This is a genomic window from Prochlorococcus sp. G4PB17 (assembly GCF_059772445.1).
The window spans coordinates 719,522-743,548 of sequence record NZ_CM186288.1; the positions used below are offsets into that span (position 1 = coordinate 719,522).

Below are 24,027 nucleotides of genomic sequence, written 5' to 3' on the forward strand. Positions count from 1 at the left end.
CGTGTTTATAAGAATTCTTTAGGAAAAAACCATCCAAACGTCATTCTTACTAGATAAAATTTTAATTCCAAAGAAAAAATAGTTTGAGAACTAAAAAGTATACTATTGAACAATCAGACGAACATAAGGAGAAAGTAGAATTAAAAAAAAATAACTATCATTAACTTCTTCGCCCAAACAAAATAGTCACATTAATCCTACGATTCTCATACCCTTCTTTAAAGTGATAGGTATCAGTTTGATGAAATAAATTAGAATTGAAGATAACAGCACGATTTTCGTTATGAGGAATAACTTTTATATTTCCTTTACTCTTTTTTAGTTCCTCTTGAATTTTTTGCTGATCATTATTATAAGTTTTAAAATCCCATTCTTTTGGGGCTTCGACATCATAAATAATTAAGCCACCAGAATTTGGATTTAAATTAGCTTCCCTTGGAGTAATCCAAAAATTCACATTGACTGCTGCAAAGTCAGCATGAGCATTAATACCTTTGAGAGATGAATTAGCATCTTTAGCACGGCTATCATATTTGAAAGCCCATATATGATTTATAGGATAATCCTTAAATATTAGTGGAAATCTTTGTCTTAGTTCATCTGCTATTTGAATAATTAAAGGATTAGAAAATCCATCTCCCAAAAAGGCCCCAAGATATCCATTATGTCTAATATTAAACCAGATTGTACTACCAAGTAAGAAATTACGAAGTGAATCTATTGCTTCTAAGGATAAAAAATCATCAATATAAGTTAATCCAAAATCATGTTCATAGTAATTATTAGTAATCTCATCAACATTTAAGGATTTGTTAACCGCACCATCTTTTATTCTCGGGGCCTCCATAACATGTAACAAACGGTTGTAAGTATCTTTTATATAATTTTGTTGTTCATTACTTAAAACAATTAATTCAGTTTCAGATGGCCAATTAACTTCTTCAGCAATTTTCCTATAAAGAGTTGCAAGATCTATAAACTTTTTAGGCTTGATGCCTATTGATGCTAAGTACTCAAATTGCTCAATATCATGTTGGATTTTTGCGTAACTAATTCTTTTAAACCTGTTTTCAGCAGATTTGTGATTTGTTTGCGCACTAAGTAACAATGCACTTTCAGAAAAATGTTTTAAGGATAAATCAAATTCACTTTTTTCGAGAAAAATCAAACCTAAGCTTCCATGTGCTTTAGCAAAATCAGGTTTAAGTTCTATTGCTTTAAGGTAACACTTTTCTGCATCTTTTAATTGGCCAAGATTTTTCAATATATTCCCTAAATTAGAATATGCCTCTGCATAGTTAGGATTAAATTTAATAGCTTTACGATGCGCCATTTCTGCATCTTTTAAATTGCCAAGCTCTTTTAATACATTTCCTAGATTATAATAAGCACTTGCAAAATCAGGCTTTAGTTTAATTGCCTTGCGAAGTAATAATTCAGCTTCTTTTAGCTTGCCAAGACTTCTTAAAATTGACCCATAGTTACAAAAAACCCTATAATCAATAAATCCTACATTGATAAAATGTTGATAATATTTCGATGCTTCAGAAATATTTCCCTGAGAATGAGACCTTAATGCTTGATTAATAATTTGATCTTTGGAAGGCTTAGATTCAGAATTAACATTGATAATTTTTTCTTTAATCTCTTTTAAAGTATAAGGAACTGGAAATGTCATTATTTCATTGACTTTATTGTTCATATTTTCATTACCAGCAATTTTTTCTACACTCATTGATATAATCGTTAATATACAAATCATACACCTAAACTTTAAACTCTAGTCTAATTCGATTTTGACTGACAAAAAGGCAAACAAATAATAAATAACTAAAAAAAAAAATTAAATAATTTAAGATTCTCTAAACCAGCAAAAAGTAAAATTCATCTTCACAAGGAATTAAAAAAAAAGAGAAATATAAAAATCAACTAAACGATCGAGAAACTTTATAAACTACTCTCAGCTGAATACATCTAAAAGTAAAATCAATAACTTTTTATATAAGACCAAACCACAAAAAGTTGAAGAGTTTTTTAAGATTATTATTCTTTAGATCTATATAGTGATGGAATGTCCTTAAAAATAATACATCTCAAAATATGATTTTATTTCTTATAATTAAAAAAATTTGATTATAAGACTATTCCACTTCTGTTACTTCAGATAATGCCGCTTTAATAGGCAAAACATATTCTTTATTGTCAAAATCAAGTATTGCAACTTTTCTATCATCAAATTCATCTTTATAAACGATAGTAAATATATGTTGATGTTCAATTTTAGTAAATAATAATCCAACAATCCCTATTCTAGCAGCAAGAGCTGCATTCATTTTTCTTAAGCTTGAGTCAGAATAATTCCAATGGACTATATTCGAATATCTAATTTTATTTGATCTTCCAGAACTAGGGAAATTAAGCTTCATGAATCTATTATAAAAACTAACATTACAAGGATATTTTGTATTTATATCTGAAAGGCATTGTAAATCTAAATACTCCTCAGCAGATTTCATATTGGGAATCATAATTAGATTTAATGCAAAAAAAATTGCAGAAATCAGTTTATTTTTCATGAATAAATAATTAATTTATTAAATTTAAATTTTACAGCATTTTGTCTTCTAAAAATTCAACTATCTTATCGATAGTGTCATAAAATGCAATTCTAGTTTGATCAGTTTGCGATCCACCACTAAAGATACTTGATCCTGTAATGCCATCTAATACATTTGCCCTATCTTTACTAACTAAAGCACTTCTTCCAGAAAAGGTTTTTGAAGCAATAATATCTTCTTCTCTTGTACTAATAATATCAATTTTCAGGTCAATCTCAGCATTACTTGTTGTTTTCGTGGAGCCTGCCAAACCACCAAAACCTAAAGCAAGGCCTACAGGATTATATGAGGTCTTTGTATTACTAGTATTAGAAGATTTCAAGATAACAGGTCTTACAACGTAACAAGCAGAAAAATCTTTAGCAACTTGAATAACTTCATTTAAATTTTCATCATTCACTATGGAACCTTGTTGGCGATACATATTCATCATCATCTGTTGCTGGCTATTGTTCTGACTGGCCAATAATTCTTTTAATTTTTTAGATACCTTAAACCAAGCAACTGTTTTTATCCCTTCATTCCTAAATGATTGATTCATGATCTCAGTAGCAAAACCTGAAAGATCAGCACCTGCTCCAGGGATAGGAACTCCATAAGGAGATGCCGCAGAACCTGATGCACTTGTTACTGGCATCAATACAACTTTCCTTTTGGTGTGATACCTAATACCTCTTAGCGTCTCCTTTGAACCTTCACTAATTGCTTTGGCCTTTAAAATAACTTCAGATGCTTCTGCTTCACAGGGATCTCTCTCAACAACTTTAGTAGTAGTACTAGTTGAGCAACCAAACATAAAAGGTATAAATCCAAAAGACAATGCCAAAGAGATAGCTTTTCTGGGAGTATTCACTTGATAAAATTTAAATTTAGCAAAAGGATACAACAGCATGTATTAATAATGAAGTCGAAATAAAATATATTAAAACTTTTAAAAAATTAGAGGTAGATAATATCAATCTCCTGCAATATTTTCTAAAAGGATAGGCAACTCTTCTCCCATTTTTGCTGCCGCTTTCATATTTTTGAATCTAATAAAAGCCGTTTTCTTGCGACCTCTGCTGTTCTTAAAAGATACACCATAATCAATGGTTCCTGATTTCTTTGTTACCAAAAATCCTAGCAATCCTACAGGTCCTAAAAGAAGTGTAGAAACCGTTCCTACAACTATATTTGAGGATTTTCCAAGATCTTCATAAACCTTTAAGTCAAGAAAATTTGTTTTGTCAACATATAAATAATCAGTAGGAAGATTAGCCTCAATATGTGTATCTGAAATAGTAACCCTACAAGGATTATAATCAGTGTAAAAAGAACAGATTGCCTTATGTGTACCAGCTATTGTTTTTCTAGGCAATCCATAAAAAGAAAAAATCAAAATTATTGAGGTAGAGATTATAAATCTTAGTTTGTGGCTAATATTCATAGAAAATTTAAATATAAAAAACTAATGATAGCAACGAATATGCTAGCAAAAATAGTTTGGGTAGTAAATTTAATAATTAGGCTAAAAATAAAAGTTATTAGATTTAATATTAACGACGACTGAATACTTCTTCCTGATTAAAAAATAAGCATTAGCTGCTTATCAGAAGATAGAAAGGGAAGAAAGATCGCTGAATTATCCAAAGGAAAACTAAATATTCAAGAACAGCTAGCTAAAATGGGTATGTACCCATATATGCAAGACATGCAAGTCAATACGACTTGATAAAGAATAAAATATGAAACTTTTTAATACTGCGATTGCTTTGGAGTAGCTGCTTTAAAGGTTGCTGGCTTACCCCTTATAAAAGTGAATAGATTATTTACTTTATTTAACATTACTTTTTCAACGTATGAATGAATATTCGTGATTGGATTCTAAATTACAATCTAAACACACAAATACCTCCAGATACACATATCTAATAGAACATGAAAATGTCTCATATGTTTCATCAATAGCACCTATCTTATTACCTTAGGTAGTGATAATTGCTTTGCAACTTTTTATTATCTCAATTAATAATAAAATAACTTCGACTTTAAACTAATGAGTAATATTAATCAATTTAAAAAAATGATTAAAGATTTAAAGAGTGAAGTATTATCAGAAATTTGTGAGCAATTCTTATTTGATCATACAGGAGCAATGAAGACATTAAAAGAATACTCTTCAAGTTTTGGATTAGACATTGATGAATCAGAAATAAAGAATTATATGACAGACATGCATTCTAATGGAGACTTCGATAACGTAGTTTGTTTTGGAATAGAATTATCTGAAAATCAATTATATAAAAAATTTCATCCAAGCTAGTTATGTTTTTATACTCAGAATCATTAAAGCTTTTTTATAATAAAACTCTAAATCATAGTACTAAAAAGCTGCATGATCTAGAATATTATTTGAGATATAATAATACATATCCTATATATAACCATATGCATAAAATTGTCATAAGGACTCTAATTCAACGCGGAGAAACTAGTTTAATAAATTATAGGAATGAGGAAATTAATTACCTTGATAAGTGCTTATCACTCTCAAATCCATTTGGTCGATTCAGCGCAAGCTTGATAGGATTTATTTATAAGCTTATTATGAGGGGAAAGATTACTAAAAACGATTAGTATCAATCTAACCTCTTAAGACTCTGATTTCTTTAGAGTTTAATTTTTGACTTATGAAATGATAATTGTAGATAATTTCTAAAAAGTTTTTCTACATAACACAAAACGAAAGCAAGAGCTACAGCATACTCATACTTAAATTATTTTCTTTTTTGAAAATTCTTCCGCTGAAGATCAAATTAGAAAATTCTCTACCTTAATCAGCCAAATCAAACCATACATTATCTTCAGTTAAATAAGCATTAATTTTTATAATTTGACCTTTTGATATCTCTAATGGAGTATTGAAAGTATATATTGGTTTTAGCCAGTGAGAATTCTGACTTTTATCATTCTCTAAAGATATATCATTATAAAGATTTAACTTAAACCAAGTTATTATTCCTATACAAACTCCACTATCCGTTGCTTTAATTTGAAGTATTTTATTTTGTTTTTTTAAAATATCATTTTGATAGAAATCAAAACAAAAAGCAATTTCAGGTTGACTTAGAAATGAAGGTATAAAAGAAGAATTGGGTAGATTAAACTTGTTCCCTGTAATATTATTAAATTCAGACAAATCATACCCATTTACTCTCCCAACACGAACCTTATTTTCTATATCTTTATTACATTTCAATAAAGCACATTTAATGATTCCCGATTCAGGTATCATCCTGCCATTTTCTTTAAGTAATCTTTCATTAGCATCAGATATGGTTGATAAGATTTGTTCTCCAACAAATTCGGATGAAAGAATTTCAGAGATTATCAAATCAGCTTTTCGAGGGAGATCATTTCCAATAACTAAATTTTTCGAATTTTTATTTATTACTTTTATTTTATGCAAGAAACCATTTTTTTGAATTATATTTTTTGCAGCCTCAGCTATTGGCTGAGAGACTTCGCATGTTATTACCTTTTTTGCTCCAGCATCTATAGCCATCATAGAAAGCAATCCAGACCCAGTGCCAATATCTAATACATATTCATTTTCTTTAACAGCAAGTTTTATTGCCTCCATATATTTATTGTTTCGTTCAACATCATTCATCATTGATAAATGCCATTCAGGTACACCTTTCTTAGCAATAGCCTCCATATTTAATTTCGCTTTGATAATATTTGAATCCAGCTCAAGAGCTTTAATTGAATAAAACTTTGCTTCTTTAAATTTCCCAAGATCTTTTAATATTATTCCCAAATTAGAATAGGCTATTCCGAAATCTGGTTTTAATTCAATAGCTTTGCGCGCATATATTTCTGCTTCAGCTAATTTACCACAATCTTTTAATAAGATACTTAAGTTAGAATAAGACTCACTATTATATGGAAATAATCGAATAGATTTCTTTAATAACTCAATTGCTTTATTTCTCTCACCAAATTGATTTTTAATAACTGCAAAATTAGAAAAAATTTGTGGATCAGAATAACCTCTATCAATAAATAATTGATAATACTTTGCTGCTTCAAAAATATTTCCTTTTGAATGAAATTTAATTCCCTGACTAACTATTTGTTCTTTAGATAGTTTGATGACGCTATTACTATAAAAAGAAATATTCTCTGCCAGTTCTTCTAAAGAAAATTCAACTGGGAAAGTAGTTATTTCATTAACCATGCTTTTTTCTAGCTCACTCTCACCCATCCTATTCATGCTAGTACTTAATATGAACCTCTAAAACTAGCTTATATATCTTATATCACTATGCCAACTTTCGTTTCTAGTATCGATATAAAAGCGAGTGCTGAACAAAAATGAGACGATTATTATTTCCTATCGTAAATGGTGAATTAATCTTTGCACCTCATGCAAAAGCTGAAAACAATCACTTTGGACCAAGAAGAGTTTTCTAATTAAATCTAGGTGATATTGATATAGCTTTGACCAATAAGAAAATAAGGACAAAATCTCTTAAATAAAGGCTTACTAAATCAGAATAAATATAAAATTGCAGTGTGTAAAATTAATTTTGCTTTATTTTTTTCCTTAAACTATAAAAAAATAGAAAAGCTAGACAATTTTTGATGCCTGCTAAACACGACGAGTACCTTAGTTTGAGCTGTCTTCCAAATCCTTTAGGAAAGAATTATTACAAGAACCTTGGCACGAATAAATTCCCAGAAGTTGCATAAAGCTTATATCGGACAAGTGAAAGCGAGCGATTACAGCGAAAAACAGGATTATAAGTAAGTTAGAATAGACTTAAGAAAGTTAGAACAAATTAAAGTCAAATATTTTCAGATATGGATTGCGATCTGAAAAATCAATCCTAACTATGACTCTCTCTGATCACAGTTTTTAAAGTCATTCAAACTAAAAGCAAGTTAAAACATCATAAATTAAAAAATAAATCCCATCGTAAATCACTTTAAATATCTAATTTGTTTATAGCGAAATTCTAGAAAATCTCTTAGAGAAGCCTTATCAATTTCTATTGCCAAAAAGCATAGTGACGTTAATTCGACGATTTTCATATCCTTCTTTAAATTCATAGGTATCAGTTTCATGAAACAAATTTGAATTAAACAAAACTGCCCGATTCGATTTATGAGGAAAAATTTTTTTATTCCCATTCCTTTTTTTTAGGTGAGCCTTCATTTTTTTCCCATCTTGATTGTAGGTATTAAATTCCCATTCCTTTGGTGCCTCAACTTCGTAAACAATAATACCCCCTGAATCAGGATTTAAATTAGCTTCATTCGAAGTAATCCAAAAATTTAAATTTACAGCAGCTTGATCCGCGTGAACACCAGTTCCGCCTAATAAAGAAGTCTCTCTCATTGCACGACTGTCATACTTAAATGCCCAAATTTGTTTTATGGGATAAGACTGCAAAATTTCTGGAAATTTCCTTCTTAGCTCTTCTGCTATTTGAAGAATAAGTGGATTGGCTAAACCTTCATTAAGATAAGCTCCTAAGTACCCTCCGCCTTTTACGTCAAACCAAATTGTACTTCCAAGAAAAAATTTTCTGAGAGATTCTAAAGCTTCAGTTGTTAAGAAATTATCAATACAAGTTAACCCAAACTCATGTTCAAAATAATCATTGGTAATTCTTTCGAAATCTAAATTACTATTAACAGCTCCCTTCTCAATTCTTGTCACCTCAACTTTATGTATTAAACGATTATAACTATCTTTTAGAAGTGTTAGATATTTACCAGTTAAATCAATTAATTTTGTTTCAGATGGCCAACTAATTTCAGCGTCAACTCTTTTGTAAATAGTAGCAAGTTCATTAAAATTTTTAGTTACACAATTCTGCGATGCTAAATATTCAAATTGTTCAATATCATGATCTATTTTTGCTTTACTAATCTTGAGGAACCTATAATCGTTAGATTTTTCACTCCTTTTCACTCTAGTTAACTCTACACATCGATAAAAATATTTTAGCGCTAAATCATTTTCACCCTTATTCAACAGTAAAATAGCTAAATTATTAAGTGACTGTATGTTATTAGGATTAAGAATTATTGCATTACGTAATAGTCTTTCTGCTTCACTAAATCTATCAAGACTAATTAACATTTCCCCTAAATTAGAATATGGAGCTGCGAAATCAGGTTTAAGTTCAATTGCCTTACGCAATAGGTATTCTGATTCCTTTGTTTTTCCTTGATCTCTAAGTATCAGTCCATAATTAGAAAAAACAATGGGATCATTAAAACCTAATTCAATAACATATTGATAATGTTTTCTTGCTTGTAAAATATTTCCTTGTAAATGGTACTTTATAGCTTGATTAACTATTTCTTTTTTAGATGGTTTTACTTGTCCAATAGTACTAATAGAAATATTTTCTTTAGTTTCATCTAAAGAATTTGGAACTGTGAATATTCTTATTCCAGAAAATTGTCTGTCTTCTGGTCCTTCCTTAGTTAATTTTTCCATATTCCATATTCATTAAATTAATAAAATTTTAGTATTACTATAGCTTTCTTAAACTTTCAAGTTGATTTTCATTCGATAATAAAAACAGATAGTCTTTTTTTGAGATCTCTTTCAAAAAGCATATAAGCTCTAGATAATTTCTGTTGACATCAGGGTTGGATTAATTGAAACAAATATAAATCACAATTTGAAAAGATTTTCAACCTACTCAATGAAACATTTATTTCTCAAAACCCAACTTTTTCGTCTCAAAAAGTCAGAGTAAAAGCTTAGACCCAAACACGAAGAAGTTAGAATAGAACCTCTTCTAACCTTTGAGAACATTTGCTAAAACTGGACGCTTACACGTTGAATAAAAACTCCATGCAGACAAGTTATACCAGTTGATTACAAGCAAAAATCCGTGTTAGACCAAATCGCCAATTTGTTAGAACAAGTTAGAACAATCTCAAATTAACGCCAAGAGACAAAATTGAGACAATCACGAGGGTCGACCTCATTCTTTTTTCTTCTTGGTTATTCCAGCTATTTATAAAACTAGACAATTTAGTGTCAGCTAGACATATTGAATCAAACTATTAATTAAAAAATAGCTCGATATAAAAAAATGTATTCCCAAAAAGAGCTCAAATCATTAATTGATAAAGAGGTTGGGAATGAGTAGTAATTCTCAAGATCCCCAAAAAGCGAATGGATACGATCCTGGCTTGGAAAGGAGTCGTGCTCAAGATCGTAAAAAAGCTAAAGGATATGACCCTGGGTTAGAGAGGAGTCGTGCTCAAGATCAAAATCGAAAATACACGAAAAGATACGATCTCGAATTGGAGAGTAATCTCTCTCAAAAACCTAATTTAATCAATAATTTTCGACTATTTCTTAGAAGAAATAAATTTGCTCGATTGGTTGCAAATTTGATTATTTCTCTTGCTTGGGTACTGATATCAGTCTCAATTTCTTTCGCTGGGTTGATGGCTTGGGGCTTCAATCAAATGGCTAAAAATTGCTCATTCACAATTTTTGGGACCTTCTGTCGCAAGGTGTCCCAAATACCTACAGTGTGGGATTGGGCTTTACCTGCCATCTTGATTTTATTCATTTTCGGACCACCACTTTGGCTTACATGGTATTTATGGATAAGAAAGAGAAGGCCAAGAATCAAATAAATGAAACGTCTAATACTTGCATGATTGATTCTTTCTCTTGAAATAGCTACTGAAGATTATTACTGACAAAGCAACTTATTAAACTGTCTCAATCGTCTCAACAATAGTTGTCGATATAGTCATATATACCTAGAAACCAAGAAAAATGTTAGAACAAAAGTTAGAATTTGTTCTAACATGATATTTGAGAACCCTTGGTATGACTAGTCTGCTAGACGTTGAATAAAAACTCCATCACATCTCCCTCATTCACTACATATTCTTTTCCTTCACTTCTTAGCCAACCTTTGTTTCTAGCTTCCGACAAAGATCCTGCTTCAAGTAGTTTTTTATATGAAATTGTTTGAGCTCGAATAAATCCCTTTTCAAAATCCGTATGAATAACTCCAGCGGCTTGAGGAGCTGTCATCCCATCAGAAATAGTCCAAGCTTTTGTTTCTTTTTCTCCAGTAGTGAAATATGTGCTTAAACCCAGCAGTCTATATGTTGCTTTAATAAGACTAATTAAACCTCCTTCTTCAACTCCTAAGCCATTTAAATAATCATCTCTCTCCTCCTCTCCCAATTCAATCAACTCTGCTTCAACTTGAGCTGAAATCTTCACACATTCAGAACCTTCTTTTGTTGCCAGTGTATTTACTTCTTCTGAAAAGGAATTACCCTTCGCAAGTTCATCTTCACCAAGATTAGTTGCATAAATAATTGGTTTTTCCGTTAATAAGCCTAAGGGTTTAATTAATTTTTTTTCTTCATCACTTAATGAAAGACTCCTAACTGCATTTTCATTTTCTAGGGCTTCGCTTAATTTTTCCAACACCTCATCTTCTAACTTTGCTTCCTTATTATTACTTATTTGTTTTTTTAATCTAGTTCTACGTTTTTCTATCTGATTTAAATCAGATAATGCCAATTCTAAATTTATTATCTCAATATCTCTTGATGGGTCTACTGATCCAGAAACATGAATAACATCATCATCGTCAAAGCACCTAATCACATGAACTATTGCATCCACCTCCCTTATATTGGCTAAGAATTTATTACCAAGCCCCTCACCTTTACTTGCTCCCTTAACAAGACCGGCAATATCAACAAACTCTATTCTAGTTGGAATGATTTGGTTACTCTTACTTAGTTCACCAAGCAAATTCAAACGTTGATCTGGCACTGATACAGAGCCTACATTGGGTTCAATCGTACAAAAAGGAAAGTTTGCTGCTTGAGCTTGAGCATTCGCGACAAGAGCATTAAACAATGTAGACTTTCCAACATTTGGCAGTCCAACAATTCCGGCCTTAAGCATTTAAATGGGTCTTTGAAAGACGCCAGCTGATTAATTTGACTAAATTAAACCCAATAGTGCCCTTTAACAGCGAAAATATAGTTATAAATCTCCAAAGGAAAGTTTTTAAGCTTTTTCTTTACATCATAAAAACCTCTAAAACTCTTGAGAACTTGATTTGCACAAAATGATTTGGAAAAACTTTAAAAAGAAAAAAATTATAGTCATCATCGCACTTTCGGTATTAAGTGTAGGTGGAATTAGTTTTAAACTTTCACAAGGAAATGGATCCAACAAAGACATAACTGAATTTACTATTTCAGCTGAAAGCGGCAGTTTGCCTGGTTTGATAACAGCAAGTGGCGAATTAAAAGCAAATAAAAGCGTCAATGTAAGCCCAAAAAGACAAGGGATCCTTGATGAAATTTTCGTAGAGGAAGGAGATCAGGTTAAGAAAGGAGATTTAATTGCAAAAATGGATTTCGGAGACTTGGAATTTAGAATTGACGAAATAAAAGCTAATTATGAGACTCAAAAAGCGAGTTATCTCAGAAGGAAGATGCTCTTTGATGAAGGTGCTATAAGTGCAGAAGAGTATGAAGAATATAAAAATAGATTTTTAAGAAGCGAAGCTAAATTTAAACAAATAGAAGTCGAAGAGAATGAGCTAAAAATAAGAGCACCATTTAAAGGAGTAATAACAAGCAGATATGCTGTGCCTGGTGCATTCGTAACGCCTACCACTTCCGCTTCTTCATCAAGAGAGGGGGGGGCAACAAGCTCATCAATAGTCAAACTTTCTCAAGGTCTTGAAATAGTAGCGAAAGTTCCTGAAAGTGATATTGGAAGAATCAAAACAGATCAAGAAGCAACTATTAGAGTTGATGCTTTTCCTGATAAGCGTTTTAAAGCATTTGTTTCCAAAATCTCTCCAAGTGCAATCAAAAACAACAACGTAACTTCATTTGAAGTTACGTTGTTGTTACCGAATAAGCCCGAAGACTTAAGGCTAGGAATGACTTCTGATATTAACTTTGAAACAGGAGCAACCAAAATAAGTACGCTTATTCCAACTGTAGCAATAGTTACGGAAGACGGCAAAGCTGGAGTTCTTGTAGTTGGAAATAACAATCAACCAACATTTAAAAAAGTTGAATTAGGGACAAGTAGCGGTAGTAAGACTGCAATAATATCTGGATTAGAACCAGGAGAGAAAGTTTTTATTGATCTTCCTCCTTGGGCTAAAAAAAGAAAAAATTAATAGATTAATCTCATCATGAATGTTTCATGAAAGAAATAAAAAAGCCAACTTTATTATTGATTGATGGCCATTCTTTAGCTTTTAGAAGTTTTTATGCTTTTAGCAAAGGAGGTGAAGGAGGTCTTACGACAAAAGACGGGTTTCCTACAAGTGTTACCTATGGTTTTCTAAAAAGCCTTTTAGATAATTGCAAATCTATCGAACCTAAAGGGATAACAATTGCTTTTGATACTGCTGAGCCCACATTTCGCCACAAGGAAGATCCAAACTACAAAGCCAATCGAGATGTAGCACCAGATATATTTTTTCAAGATTTAGATCAGCTTGAAGGGATTCTCAAAGAAAGTCTGAATCTATCCATATGCAAAGCCCCTGGATATGAGGCTGATGATGTCTTAGGGACACTTGCTAATGATGCAGCTGAAAAAGGATGGAGTGTAAGAATCCTCTCTGGAGATAGAGACTTATTTCAATTAGTAGATGATGCAAGAGATATAGCAGTCTTGTATATGGGTGGAGGTCCTTACGCAAAAAGTGGGAATCCTAAACTGATTAATGAAGAAGGAGTAAGAGAGAAACTTGGAGTAAATCCTAATAAAGTTATTGATCTTAAAGCCTTAACTGGTGATAGCTCAGACAATATTCCTGGTGTCAAAGGAGTTGGTCCAAAAACAGCTATAAATCTTTTAAACGAAAACAATGATCTCGATGGAGTTTATAAATCACTCCACGAGCTTGAGAAAGAGGGCGAAAAAGCCAAGCGAGGCGCAATAAAAGGAGCCGTAAGATTAAAGCTAAAAGCAGACAAAGATAATGCATATCTCTCAAGAAAACTTGCAGAAATATTAATTAAGATTCCTATAAGTCCAAAAATAGAACATAACTTAGAAGGTATTAACGAATCAAAACTAACTGAAAATCTTGAAAAACTTGAATTATATAGTTTATTAAAACAAGTTTCAACTTTTAAAGCTCTATTTTCCAAAGAAGGCTTACCAAAACAAGATAATAAGCTCTCATTAAAAGATAAAAAGTTAGTTCCTCATAAGATCGAAAATACTGAACTTAATAGGCTTAATGAAACAAAAGAGATTCCTCAGATAGAGCCTAAGATTATAGACAATCTAGAAGAACTTAATAATTTTGTTGCACAAATAATGAAACATACTGATGCGACAAAACCAATAGCCATTGATACCGAAACAACCAATTTGAATCCGTTTAAAGCTGAACTTGTTGGCTTAGGATTTTGTTTCGGTGAATCGTTAAAAAATATAGTTTATATACCAATAGGACATCAAAATAAAGAAGCTGATTTAATAGAAGTTAATCAAATAAATCAATTAAAGATTGAAGAAGTTATCTTTGCACTTCAGGATTGGTTCTCTAGCAATGAAAATCCCAAAACCCTACAAAATGCAAAATATGACAGACTGATTTTACTAAGACACGGAATTATATTAAATGGCGTTGTAATTGATACTTTACTTGCAGATTATGTATGTGATACAACTCTTAAACATAGTTTAGAGGAAATTGCTTATAGAGAATTTGGATTTAAGCCCAAAAGTTTTTCTGATGTTGTCAAAAAAGGAGAAGACTTCTCTTATGTGGATATTAAGTCTGCGAGTATGTACTGCGGGATGGACGTTTATTTAACAAGAAAATTAGCAATCATATATATTAATAGATTAAAAGAAAAAAGTAAAAAATTATTAAACTTACTCAAAGAAGTTGAACAACCACTTGAGCAGGTTTTAGCAGAAATCGAATCCACAGGAATCATTATTGATGTACCTTATCTAAAAGATTTATCTTTAGAGTTAACAACAAAATTAAATACTATTGAGGAAGAAGTGTATAAGATTGCAGGAAGTGAGTTCAACCTTTCATCACCTAAACAATTAGGTGAATTACTTTTTGAGAAACTTGATTTAGATAGAAAGAAATCAAGAAAAACAAAAACAGGATGGAGTACAGATGCAGGTGTATTGGAAAAGATGGAATCAGACCATCCAATAGTAAAAATGATCATTGAACATCGCACTATAAGCAAGTTGCTCAATACTTATGTAGATGCTTTACCTCAGCTTATTGAAAAAGAAACGGGAAGAGTACATACAGATTTCAATCAAGCCGTAACCGCTACTGGAAGATTAAGTAGCAGCAATCCAAATCTCCAAAATATCCCTGTCAGAACTGAATTTAGTAGACGAATAAGAAAAGCTTTTCTTCCGCAAAAAGATTGGAAACTTCTAAGCGCAGACTATTCACAAATTGAACTTCGTATACTCACACATCTTTCAGGTGAAGAAGTACTAAAAAATGCTTATTTAAAAAATGAAGATGTCCACTCTTTAACAGCGAAAATTTTATTTGAAAAAGATACCATTGACGCCGATGAAAGAAGAATAGGAAAAACAATAAATTTTGGGGTTATTTATGGGATGGGGGCTCAAAGGTTTGCAAGATCAACGGGAGTTTCATTAATAGAAGCAAAATATTTTTTAAGTAAATTCAAAGAACGTTATCCAGCCGTTTTTAAATTTTTAGAATTTCAAGAGAGACTTGCCCTAAGCCAAGGGTTTGTTGAAACATTGCTAGGGAGAAGACGTTATTTTCATTTCAATAAAAATGGACTTGGAAGACTTCTGGGAACTCCACCAAATGAAATTGATTTAACTACCGCCAGAAGAGCAGGGATGGAAGCACAACAATTAAGAGCCGCAGCAAACGCACCTATTCAAGGCTCAAGTGCAGACATAATTAAGCTAGCAATGATTCAATTGCATTCAGCTTTAAGAAAGACTGGATTGGCAGCGAAAATTCTACTTCAAGTGCATGATGAACTCGTGCTAGAAGTTGATCCCAAAGATTTGGAGGAAACAAAACTCCTTGTCCAAAACACTATGGAAAATGCCTTAAAACTTAGTGTCCCTCTAATCGTTGAAACTGGCGTTGGAGTAAATTGGATGGAGGCAAAATAGTTGCTGACAAATTCAATAATTTCTCACATTTTTATTTAAGAAATTGTCCCTAAAATTCACAAACACCTTATCCAAAAAGAAAGAGGATTTTATTTCTATAAATCCTAATCAAGTTAAAATTTATTGTTGTGGTGTAACTGTTTATGATCTATGTCATCTTGGTCATGCAAGAAGTTATCTTAATTGGGATGTATTAAGACGGTTTTTAATTTGGAAAGGATTTGAAGTTAAATTTGTACAAAACTTCACTGATATTGATGACAAGATTATTAATCGAGCAACTAAAGAAGGATGTTCTACTGATGAATTAAGTGAAAGGAATATTGATGAATTTCATAAAGACATGGATACTCTTTCCATTCTCAGACCAAGTAGCATGCCGAGAGCAACAAAATGCCTCCATCAAATTATTAATTTCATAGAAGAATTAGAACAAAAAAAAGTAGCTTACTCATCAAATGGTGATGTTTATTTTTCAGTAGATAAACATAAAAATTATGGGAAACTTAGTGGAAGAGAAATTGAGAATCAGATAGATAATGCAGCAGGAAGATTAAAAACAAATCAAAAAGAAAGTAAAAATAACTCGCTTGATTTTGCTCTCTGGAAAAAGTCCAAATCAGGTGAGGTTAGTTACTCTTCGCCATGGGGAGACGGCAGACCAGGTTGGCATATTGAGTGTTCAGCAATGGTTAAACAAGAATTAGGAGAAAGTATTGATATTCACCTTGGTGGATCAGACCTGATATTTCCTCATCATGAGAATGAAATAGCTCAATCTGAAGCCTGTAATGGGAAAGAGCTAGCAAAATACTGGCTTCACAATGGAATGGTTAATGTGGGAGGTGAAAAGATGAGCAAATCACTAGGGAATTTCACAACCATTAGGTCTTTATTAGATGAAGGTATTTCACCTATGACTTTGAGATTTTTTGTGTTACAAACTAATTACCGTAAGCCCCTAGATTTTACTGAAGAAGCGCTAAAAGCTGCTTCAAAGGGATGGGAAAGATTAAATAATTGCCTGTCTTTTGGTTATATTTATAAAATTAAAGATCAAGCTAAAAACGAAATCAACATAGATAAACCGATAAAAAGATCTGCCAACATTAAACTTGATAAAGACTCATTTAAATTATTATCAGACTTTGAAAACTACATGGATGACGACCTAAACACATCTGGAGCTTTATCTATACTTTTTGAATTGTCTCAACCTATTAGAAAGTGCCTAAATTTATTAAAAGGAACAGATATCAATGAAGTTGACGAAGATATTTTAAATCAAGTTTTTAATAAATGGGAATTACTCTCTGAGTTAGCAGGAGTTTTGGGCTTAAAAGTAAATTTAAATCCAGAAAAACCAAAAAACAATGCTGAACTTGACACTAATAAAGTTGAAGAACTTATCAAGAATAGATCCTTAGCAAAAGCAAATAAAGACTTTTTACTTGCTGATAAAATAAGAGCTGATTTGAAAAATATTGGAATTGATTTAATTGATAAGCCTAAAGGAGTTACTGAATGGAAACGACTTTGAGACTAAGCAAATGTTTCTATTGTAGATAAGACTGTTAAATAAAGTCCTATAGCAATAACTGGTGGAGACACCCAGCGCAACATAAACTTTAGATATCTTCTAACTCTCAAATTAGCATTAGAATTTGATAGATCCTCATCATAACGATTTGGAACAATCCAACCCAAAAGAATTGAAATTAGAAGACCACCTAATATCAAGAGTGTATTACAGATTGCATCAGACTTGCCTAAAAAGTCTGTAGAAATAGCAGACGGTATTCCAATCAAGAAGATCAATAATGTTGAAGTCCAAACGGCCTTCTTTCTACTCCAATTCAACCTGTCCATTAAAGAAGATACTGGTACTTCCATTAATGAAATAGAAGAGGTAATAGCAGCTATAAAGGCCAATCCGAAGAAAACGGCAGCAATCAATCTCCCAAACAATCCAAGATTTGCAAATCCAGTTGGAAGAGCAATAAATAAAGTCCCAACAGTTGATTCACTGATAACATCTTTCAAACCAAAACTCATAACGACAGGGAATGTAATCAGCCCGGCAAGTAACCCCACAGCAGTATCCAAAGTTGCAACTCTCAAAGCTTCTTTAGGAAGATGATTTTTACGATTTAGATATGAAGAATAGGCAACCATAATTCCAATACCCAAACTTAAAGAAAAGAAAGCCTGTTTAAATGCATTACTTATTGTGTTTTTATCAAAAAGTTGAGATGAATCCCATTTAAGTAAAAAGGATGTATATCCTTCCCATGCCCCAGATAAAGTTGCAGCCCATATAGCTAAAAACAAAAGGAGTCCAAATAAAAATGGCATTGCCCATTTTGTTAGTTTTTCTATACCTCCACGAACGCCTGCAACAACAACAAAAGCAGTTAACAATAAGCTGATTATTTGACCTACAAATACACTATTGCCACTACTAATTTTACCAAAAAATTCTCCCGCCTCAGTCATATCTGAGGGTAGACCAATAAATAAGGAATGGAAGAAAGTATCAATTGTCCATCCCATTATCACTGCATAATAAGAAAGAATTCCACAAGAAGCTATTGCAAATAACCAACCTAGAGGCTTCCAATTCTCTCCAGCAGCTTTGATTGGAGCAAGGAAAGGACTACTTGCAGTGCTTCTCCCCAAGACCATCTCTGCAACTAAAACAGGTAGGCATACAACTAAAACAACCAATACATAAAGGATAAGAAAAGCAAGTCCACCTCCTTGAGATGACCTATAAGCAAAGCCCCAAAGATTACCAAGGCCTACAGCACTACCGGCTGCGGCGAGTGCGAATCCCAGTCCTGATCGCCATTGTTCCCTTTCTTGCATAATAAATCTCTATTAAAATCGAGAAGAAACTGGTAAATATATAACTGGGTTATACCTTTAAATGGGAGACTGGTCATACTTGACTTCACAATGTGAAAGCCATAAGCGTTTTAGGCTCAACAGGATCTATTGGAACTCAAACCCTTCAAATTGCAGAAGAGTTTCCTGATCAATTCAAAATTGTTGCACTAACAGCAGGAAAGAATATTGATTTAGTAATCAAACAAATTGAAACGCATCAACCTGAAGTCGTTTCACTAGCCGATGAGTCTTTTTTGCCAGAACTGTCTAGGCGAATAAATAGTCTCAATGAAGATTCAAAAATATTCAAGAAGCCCTTATTGATGGCGGGAGCCGAAGGACTTAATACTGCAGCAGCTTGGGGAAGTGCAGATCTTGTTGTAACTGGAATAGTTGGCTGTGCTGGCCTCCTTCCAACACTTGCCGCTATTGAAGCAGGGAAGGACCTAGCTCTGGCAAATAAAGAAACTTTGATTGCAGCAGGACCAGTTGTCATTCCTGCTTTAAAAAAAAGTGGAAGTAGGCTCTTGCCTGCGGATTCTGAACACTCAGCGATATTTCAATGTCTACAAGGAACGCCATGGGCTGATAATGCAAGACTCTCAACTGGAGTGCCTACTCCAGGATTTAAATCCATACAATTAACTGCATCAGGAGGAGCATTTAGAGATTGGAAAGCAGAAGATTTAGTGAAAGCAACTGTCGAGGATGCGACTAGCCATCCTAATTGGAGCATGGGAAAGAAAATAACTGTAGATTCTGCAACCCTTATGAATAAGGGACTCGAAGTCATTGAAGCGCATTATCTTTTTGGTCTTTCATATGACCAAATCGAAATCATTATCCATCCACAAAGCATCATTCACTCAATGGTTGAATTGGATGATTCATCAGTTTTAGCTCAATTGGGATGGCCAGATATGAAACTCCCTATTTTGTATTGTTTAAGTTGGCCTGGTCGACTTAAAACACCGTGGCCAAGATTAAAGCTTACTGAAATTGGCAATTTAACTTTTAAAGAACCAGATACTAAAAAGTATCCATGTATGGAACTTGCTTACAGCGCAGGAAAATTAGGGGGCACAATGCCAGCAGTGCTTAATGCCGCTAATGAAAAAGCAGTAGAACTATTTCTAGAAGAAAGGTTTAAATTTATCGATATTCCAAAAGTAATTGAGGCGATTTGCGAGAAACATAAATACGACCTAAATCTAAATCCAAGCCTCAGTGAAATTCTTGAAATTGACAGCTGGGCTAGAGAAGAAGTCTTTGATTATTCAGAAAGAAATATTACAAGAATGTAGTTTTAGATTAAATAGTTTTCAAAGATAAAAACCATTTAGAAACAACTTGATCCCCCCAACAACCTTGAACCCCATGAAATCCATTATGTCCTCCTTTCTGAGTAAAAATAAATTGATTAGCTATTTGATTATTAGAAAATTTCATGTTTTCCATTAGTTTTTCAGCAGCTAAAAAAGGAACCCAAGGATCATCTTTGGATTGAATAAATAATGTTTTAGGAAGAGATTTTTTATTTTCTATAAGAGAGAAAAAAGGAGATGCTTTTGCATAATATTCTCCAACATCTTTATATCCCCACCTTGGAGCAGTTATTAAATTATCAAAAGATCTAATATCATTTATTTTTGTTTCTTTATCCTTTTTATTTATTAATAATGCATTCTTTTCTCTTTCTTCTATCCCAAAAGGATCTTCTAAAGTTTGCCTAATTAAACGATTTAACAACCATTTTTGATAAATAAAATTTCTTGGTCTTTCAATAGAAGAACTACACTCATTCAAATCCAAAGGACTACTTATACATACCAATCCATCTAATAAAGACTCATCACTCATGCAAGCATTCAAAAGAATAGTTCCACCCAAAGAGATCCCAGCTCCAAAGACAGGAATATTTTTTGAAGATTGATAGTCTTCAGTTAACTGGTATGAAATCTCTCTAGCTCGCCTTAATACAGGAATCAAATCACTATTGCATTCAGCCGCATAAGTGCCATCAACAAAATCCCTACAAGGATCTGAACCTCTCAGATTAAGCTTCAAAACAGCGAAATTTGATTGCACCAAAGCACTCGCCATTCTGGTCAAACCTCTTCTGCGAGTAGAACCACCAAGACCATGCAAAAGTAGAACTAAACCATTAATGCTCGATACACTTGATGGCTTATCCAAGTAGGCAACCAAGAAGCCTCCTCCTGTCTTTCTACTTTTGAGAGGTGGGACCTTTATACGAATCTCAGATGAATAGGCATCAGGCAATTCATCTGAGGCAAAGGTATCTCTTAGTGTCTGAAGGTCAGGACCGATCCATGGGAGACGCTCTTTAAAAGGGCTTATTCCTAAATCTGAAAGTAAATCTTCTTTTTTTAAATTATCCTTTACTTCCAACTCCAAGCTCCTTTAATTCCAATAAAAGATCTCCAAGAACCTTTTTTGCATCTCCAAAGACCATAGAGGTATTTTGCAAATCAAAAAGGTCATTTTTTATTCCTGAATATCCAGCACTCATTCCTCTTTTAACAACAAATACAGTTCTAGCTTCTTGAACGTCTAAAACTGGCATTCCATACAAAGGTGAAGTCTGATCATTCTTGGCCTGAGGGTTGACCACATCATTCGCTCCTAAAACTAATACAACATCCGTGGCGGGAAATTCAGGATTTATTACATCCATTTCTTTTAATTGCTCATAAGGAACATCTGCTTCGGCCAACAGAACGTTCATATGTCCAGGCATTCTTCCTGCAACAGGATGAATAGCATATGTGACTTCAATGTCGGCGTTTTCTAAGACTCTGGTGACCTCCCTTAGTGTGTGCTGAGCTTGAGCTACAGCAAGACCATAACCAGGAACAATCACCACTCTCTCTGCCGCCTCAAGAGTAAGTGCACATTCTTCTGGGCTGCAACTAGTAATATTTGTATACTCTCCCCCTCCACCTCCTGAAGTAACAAAACTAGCGCCAAGTGCACCCCCAAATAATACAGAAACTAAAGATCTGTTCATGCCATCACACATCACTTGAGTAAGTATTAATCCAGCAGCTCCAACCATTGCACCGGCGACAATCAAGAGTTGACTACCGACAACAAATCCTGCCGCTGCTGCTGCAACTCCTGAGTAGCTATTTAGCAAGGATATGACTACTGGCATATCGGCTCCTCCAATAGGAAGAGTCACTCCAATACCCAGCAAAGATGAGGCAATTACAATAAGAAAAAGACCATTTTGTCCATCGATTGAAAGATAAATTCCACCTATCAAAGCAATAACAGCACAAAGAATATTGAAAAAATGCCTAGCTTTGCTTTGTGTCCAAGAAGGTGTAGATAGCCAACCTTGAAGCTTTGCCATTGCCACAATTGATCCAGAGAATGTAATGGATCCAACAAAAAGTGAAACGACTATTGAGAAATTTCTAATAAGTTCACCGACTACATCATCTGAGCCGTCTGTCGTTGGGAACAAAGCCACACCAAGTGCCACCAATAAGGATGACATCCCTCCACAACCGTTAAACAAAGCTACTATCTCAGGCATCGCAGTCATTGGAACCCTTTTAGCAGTTAAGGCACCTAAAAGGCCTCCGATTAAAGTTCCACAAATTATCCAAATCCAAGAGTTAATAGAAATGCCTGTGGTTCCTTGAGAGTTAAGCAATACTCCAAAAGCAGCCAATATCATTGCAATGGCGGCAAGCCTATTCGCCTCTCTTGCTGATCTAACTTTTGAAAGGCCTTTGATACCTAAAGCAAGCAATAAAACTGCCAGCAGATCAATAGCAAACTTAACGGGAGCAATAAAAGTCATAAGAGAGAATCCTATTTACGAGTTTTTTTACGACTAAACATTGCAAGCATCCTGTCTGTAACAAGGAAGCCACCAATCACATTAAACAAAGCAAATCCAAGAGATATTGATCCAATTATTAGTAAAGGTAAATTGTCTCCGGATTTTATTATTAAAGTTAAAGCTGCAAGCATCGTGATGCCTGAAATTGCATTAGCCCCACTCATTAGTGGAGTGTGCAAAGTTGGAGGGACTTTTCCTATGAGCTCTAATCCCAAAAGGCTTCCAAGGAGAAGCACCCAAAGAGCCTCACTAAAAAAACTCATGACCTAGTTCCTCCATTCTCAATAATCTCTGATTTGAGTATTACTCCATCCTTACTAATCAAAGAACCAGCAATAAGCTCATCATCGTTATCAATTAAAAACTTACCCTCTTTAAACATTGGCTGAAGAAGAGACAATAAATTTCTCGAATATAAAGAACTTGCATGATTTGGTATTGAGCAAGGGAGATTAGAAGCACCAACAATCTTTACCCCTTTTCTAACAATAGTTTCTCCTGGTTTTGAACATGCACAATTACCACCACTAAGCACAGCAAGATCAATCACTACCGAACCAGGACGCATATTATCCAACATATTTTCATCAATAAGTTTGGGAGCTTTTTTACCAGGCACCTGAGCAGTACAAATTGCCACATCAGCTTCAGATAATTGAATTGCCAATTCTTTTCTTTGTGCAATCAGAAATTCATCAGAAACTTGTTTTGCATATCCGCCCGACTCTGATGGAGTTTCATCAGTCTTTGGAAGCTCAATAAATCTTGCTCCTAGTGATTCAACTTGCTCCTTTACTGCTTCTCGAATATCACTCACATAAACCACAGCACCTAGTCTTTTTGCAGTTGCAATAGCTTGAAGTCCTGCCACCCCAGCGCCTAAAACAACAACTTTTGAAGGCTGAATAGTACCAGCAGCAGTCATTAACATTGGAAAATATCGATCAAGCGCACTAGCAGCTAAAAGTACAGACTTGTATCCAGCTATATTTGCTTGTGAAGATAATGCATCTGATGACTGCGCTCTACTAATTCTTGGAAGCAACTCCAAAGACATTGCAGAGATTTTTTGAGATCTTAACGTTTCGGCTAATAAATTATTCCCATATGGATCTAATAAGCCAACAAGGAGAGAGCCAGGTTTTAAATGTGAAAGAAATTTTTTGTCAGGAGGCTGAACACAAAGAACAATATCAACAATTTTTTTTACTTCATTATTTTCCTTTTCAACCAATTCAGCGCCAGCATCAACATAAGTATTATCTAAAAAACCAGCAGCCTCTCCTGCACCTTTTTCAAAAAATATTTTACAGCCTAAATCCAAAAACTTTTTAACAGTCTCTGGAGTAGCTGAAACGCGTGTTTCCCCTAAAGCTGATTCGAAGGGTATTAAGAAACTAACCAAAGTAAAAAGAATATGCTCCTTAAGATTAGGAGAGGAAACGTTTGAA

The 24,027-nt window shown here is 33.3% G+C and carries 18 protein-coding genes; 6 read left to right on the forward strand and 12 right to left on the reverse strand.

From position 1 onward, the window contains the following. Nucleotides 1–160: 160 nt before the first annotated feature. From AC6EJB_RS04545 to AC6EJB_RS04560, 4 genes are all read right to left on the reverse strand, one after another. Nucleotides 161–1,735 carry a tetratricopeptide repeat protein gene (locus tag AC6EJB_RS04545; protein WP_498492523.1) on the reverse strand — a complete coding sequence of 525 codons (1,575 nt, stop codon included), beginning with the start codon at nt 1,733–1,735 and terminating at the stop codon, nt 161–163. 406 nt (nt 1,736–2,141) lie between these two features. Beyond that, on the reverse strand, nt 2,142–2,576 hold the full coding sequence (locus AC6EJB_RS04550; RefSeq protein WP_498492524.1) for a hypothetical protein: 435 nt from the start codon (nt 2,574–2,576) through the stop codon (nt 2,142–2,144). A gap of 31 nt (nt 2,577–2,607) precedes the next feature. Continuing rightward, nucleotides 2,608–3,471: a hypothetical protein gene (locus tag AC6EJB_RS04555; RefSeq protein ID WP_498492525.1), complete on the reverse strand. Its 864-nt coding sequence runs from the start codon at nt 3,469–3,471 to the stop codon at nt 2,608–2,610. 102 nt (nt 3,472–3,573) lie between these two features. After that, a complete protein-coding gene (locus AC6EJB_RS04560; RefSeq protein ID WP_498492526.1) occupies nt 3,574–4,044 on the reverse strand; it encodes a hypothetical protein in 471 nt (156 codons plus the stop codon). A gap of 609 nt (nt 4,045–4,653) precedes the next feature. Here AC6EJB_RS04560 and AC6EJB_RS04565 point away from each other — a divergent pair. Further along, the gene (locus AC6EJB_RS04565; RefSeq protein WP_498492527.1) at nt 4,654–4,920 is read left to right on the forward strand and encodes a hypothetical protein; all 267 of its coding nucleotides are present in this window, start codon (nt 4,654–4,656) and stop codon (nt 4,918–4,920) included. A 510-nt stretch (nt 4,921–5,430) separates the two neighbouring features. Here the strand turns inward: AC6EJB_RS04565 and AC6EJB_RS04570 are convergent. Next, nucleotides 5,431–6,867, reverse strand: coding sequence for a 50S ribosomal protein L11 methyltransferase (locus tag AC6EJB_RS04570; protein ID WP_498492528.1), 1,437 nt, complete (start codon nt 6,865–6,867; stop codon nt 5,431–5,433). A 780-nt stretch (nt 6,868–7,647) separates the two neighbouring features. After that, entirely contained in the window at nt 7,648–9,117 is a 1,470-nt protein-coding gene (locus AC6EJB_RS04575) for a tetratricopeptide repeat protein (RefSeq protein ID WP_498492529.1), read from the reverse strand. Nucleotides 9,118–9,773: 656 nt separating this feature from the next. On the opposite strand from AC6EJB_RS04575, the gene AC6EJB_RS04580 reads away from it, so the two are divergent. Further along, nucleotides 9,774–10,280, forward strand: coding sequence for a hypothetical protein (locus AC6EJB_RS04580; RefSeq protein WP_498492530.1), 507 nt, complete (start codon nt 9,774–9,776; stop codon nt 10,278–10,280). A gap of 211 nt (nt 10,281–10,491) precedes the next feature. Here the strand turns inward: AC6EJB_RS04580 and ychF are convergent, their stop codons facing one another. Continuing rightward, nucleotides 10,492–11,583, reverse strand: a complete 1,092-nt coding sequence (gene ychF / locus AC6EJB_RS04585) for a redox-regulated ATPase YchF (protein WP_498492531.1) — start codon at nt 11,581–11,583, stop codon at nt 10,492–10,494. 166 nt (nt 11,584–11,749) lie between these two features. Here ychF and AC6EJB_RS04590 point away from each other — a divergent pair, with 166 nt between their 5' ends. Genes AC6EJB_RS04590 through cysS form a run of 3 tightly spaced genes read left to right on the forward strand, consistent with a single transcriptional unit; the run spans nt 11,750 to nt 17,350 of the window. Next, nucleotides 11,750–12,823: an efflux RND transporter periplasmic adaptor subunit gene (locus tag AC6EJB_RS04590; protein ID WP_498492532.1), complete on the forward strand. Its 1,074-nt coding sequence runs from the start codon at nt 11,750–11,752 to the stop codon at nt 12,821–12,823. A gap of 26 nt (nt 12,824–12,849) precedes the next feature. Next, nucleotides 12,850–15,810, forward strand: coding sequence for a DNA polymerase I (gene polA, locus AC6EJB_RS04595; protein WP_498492533.1), 2,961 nt, complete (start codon nt 12,850–12,852; stop codon nt 15,808–15,810). A gap of 43 nt (nt 15,811–15,853) precedes the next feature. After that, nucleotides 15,854–17,350, forward strand: coding sequence for a cysteine--tRNA ligase (cysS, locus tag AC6EJB_RS04600; RefSeq protein WP_498492534.1), 1,497 nt, complete (start codon nt 15,854–15,856; stop codon nt 17,348–17,350). A 2-nt stretch (nt 17,351–17,352) separates the two neighbouring features. Here the strand turns inward: cysS and AC6EJB_RS04605 are convergent, their stop codons facing one another. Next, entirely contained in the window at nt 17,353–18,678 is a 1,326-nt protein-coding gene (locus AC6EJB_RS04605; protein ID WP_498492535.1) for a sodium-dependent transporter, read from the reverse strand. 92 nt (nt 18,679–18,770) lie between these two features. Here AC6EJB_RS04605 and AC6EJB_RS04610 point away from each other — a divergent pair, with 92 nt between their 5' ends. Continuing rightward, a complete protein-coding gene (locus AC6EJB_RS04610; protein ID WP_498492536.1) occupies nt 18,771–20,003 on the forward strand; it encodes a 1-deoxy-D-xylulose-5-phosphate reductoisomerase in 1,233 nt (410 codons plus the stop codon). 7 nt (nt 20,004–20,010) lie between these two features. Here AC6EJB_RS04610 and AC6EJB_RS04615 read toward each other — a convergent pair whose 3' ends face one another. Genes AC6EJB_RS04615 through AC6EJB_RS04630 form a run of 4 tightly spaced genes read right to left on the reverse strand, consistent with a single transcriptional unit; the run spans nt 20,011 to nt 23,981 of the window. Further along, nucleotides 20,011–21,111: a serine aminopeptidase domain-containing protein gene (locus AC6EJB_RS04615; RefSeq protein WP_498492537.1), complete on the reverse strand. Its 1,101-nt coding sequence runs from the start codon at nt 21,109–21,111 to the stop codon at nt 20,011–20,013. After that, on the reverse strand, nt 21,095–22,534 hold the full coding sequence (locus AC6EJB_RS04620; protein ID WP_498492538.1) for an NAD(P)(+) transhydrogenase (Re/Si-specific) subunit beta: 1,440 nt from the start codon (nt 22,532–22,534) through the stop codon (nt 21,095–21,097). Before AC6EJB_RS04620 ends, AC6EJB_RS04615 begins: the two co-directional genes overlap by 17 nt. An 11-nt stretch (nt 22,535–22,545) precedes the next feature. Further along, on the reverse strand, nt 22,546–22,839 hold the full coding sequence (locus AC6EJB_RS04625) for an NAD(P) transhydrogenase subunit alpha part 2 (RefSeq protein WP_011294842.1): 294 nt from the start codon (nt 22,837–22,839) through the stop codon (nt 22,546–22,548). Further along, nucleotides 22,836–23,981, reverse strand: coding sequence for a Re/Si-specific NAD(P)(+) transhydrogenase subunit alpha (locus AC6EJB_RS04630; protein WP_498492539.1), 1,146 nt, complete (start codon nt 23,979–23,981; stop codon nt 22,836–22,838). The genes AC6EJB_RS04625 and AC6EJB_RS04630 overlap by 4 nt, the downstream gene beginning before the upstream one ends. Nucleotides 23,982–24,027: the final 46 nt, after the last annotated feature.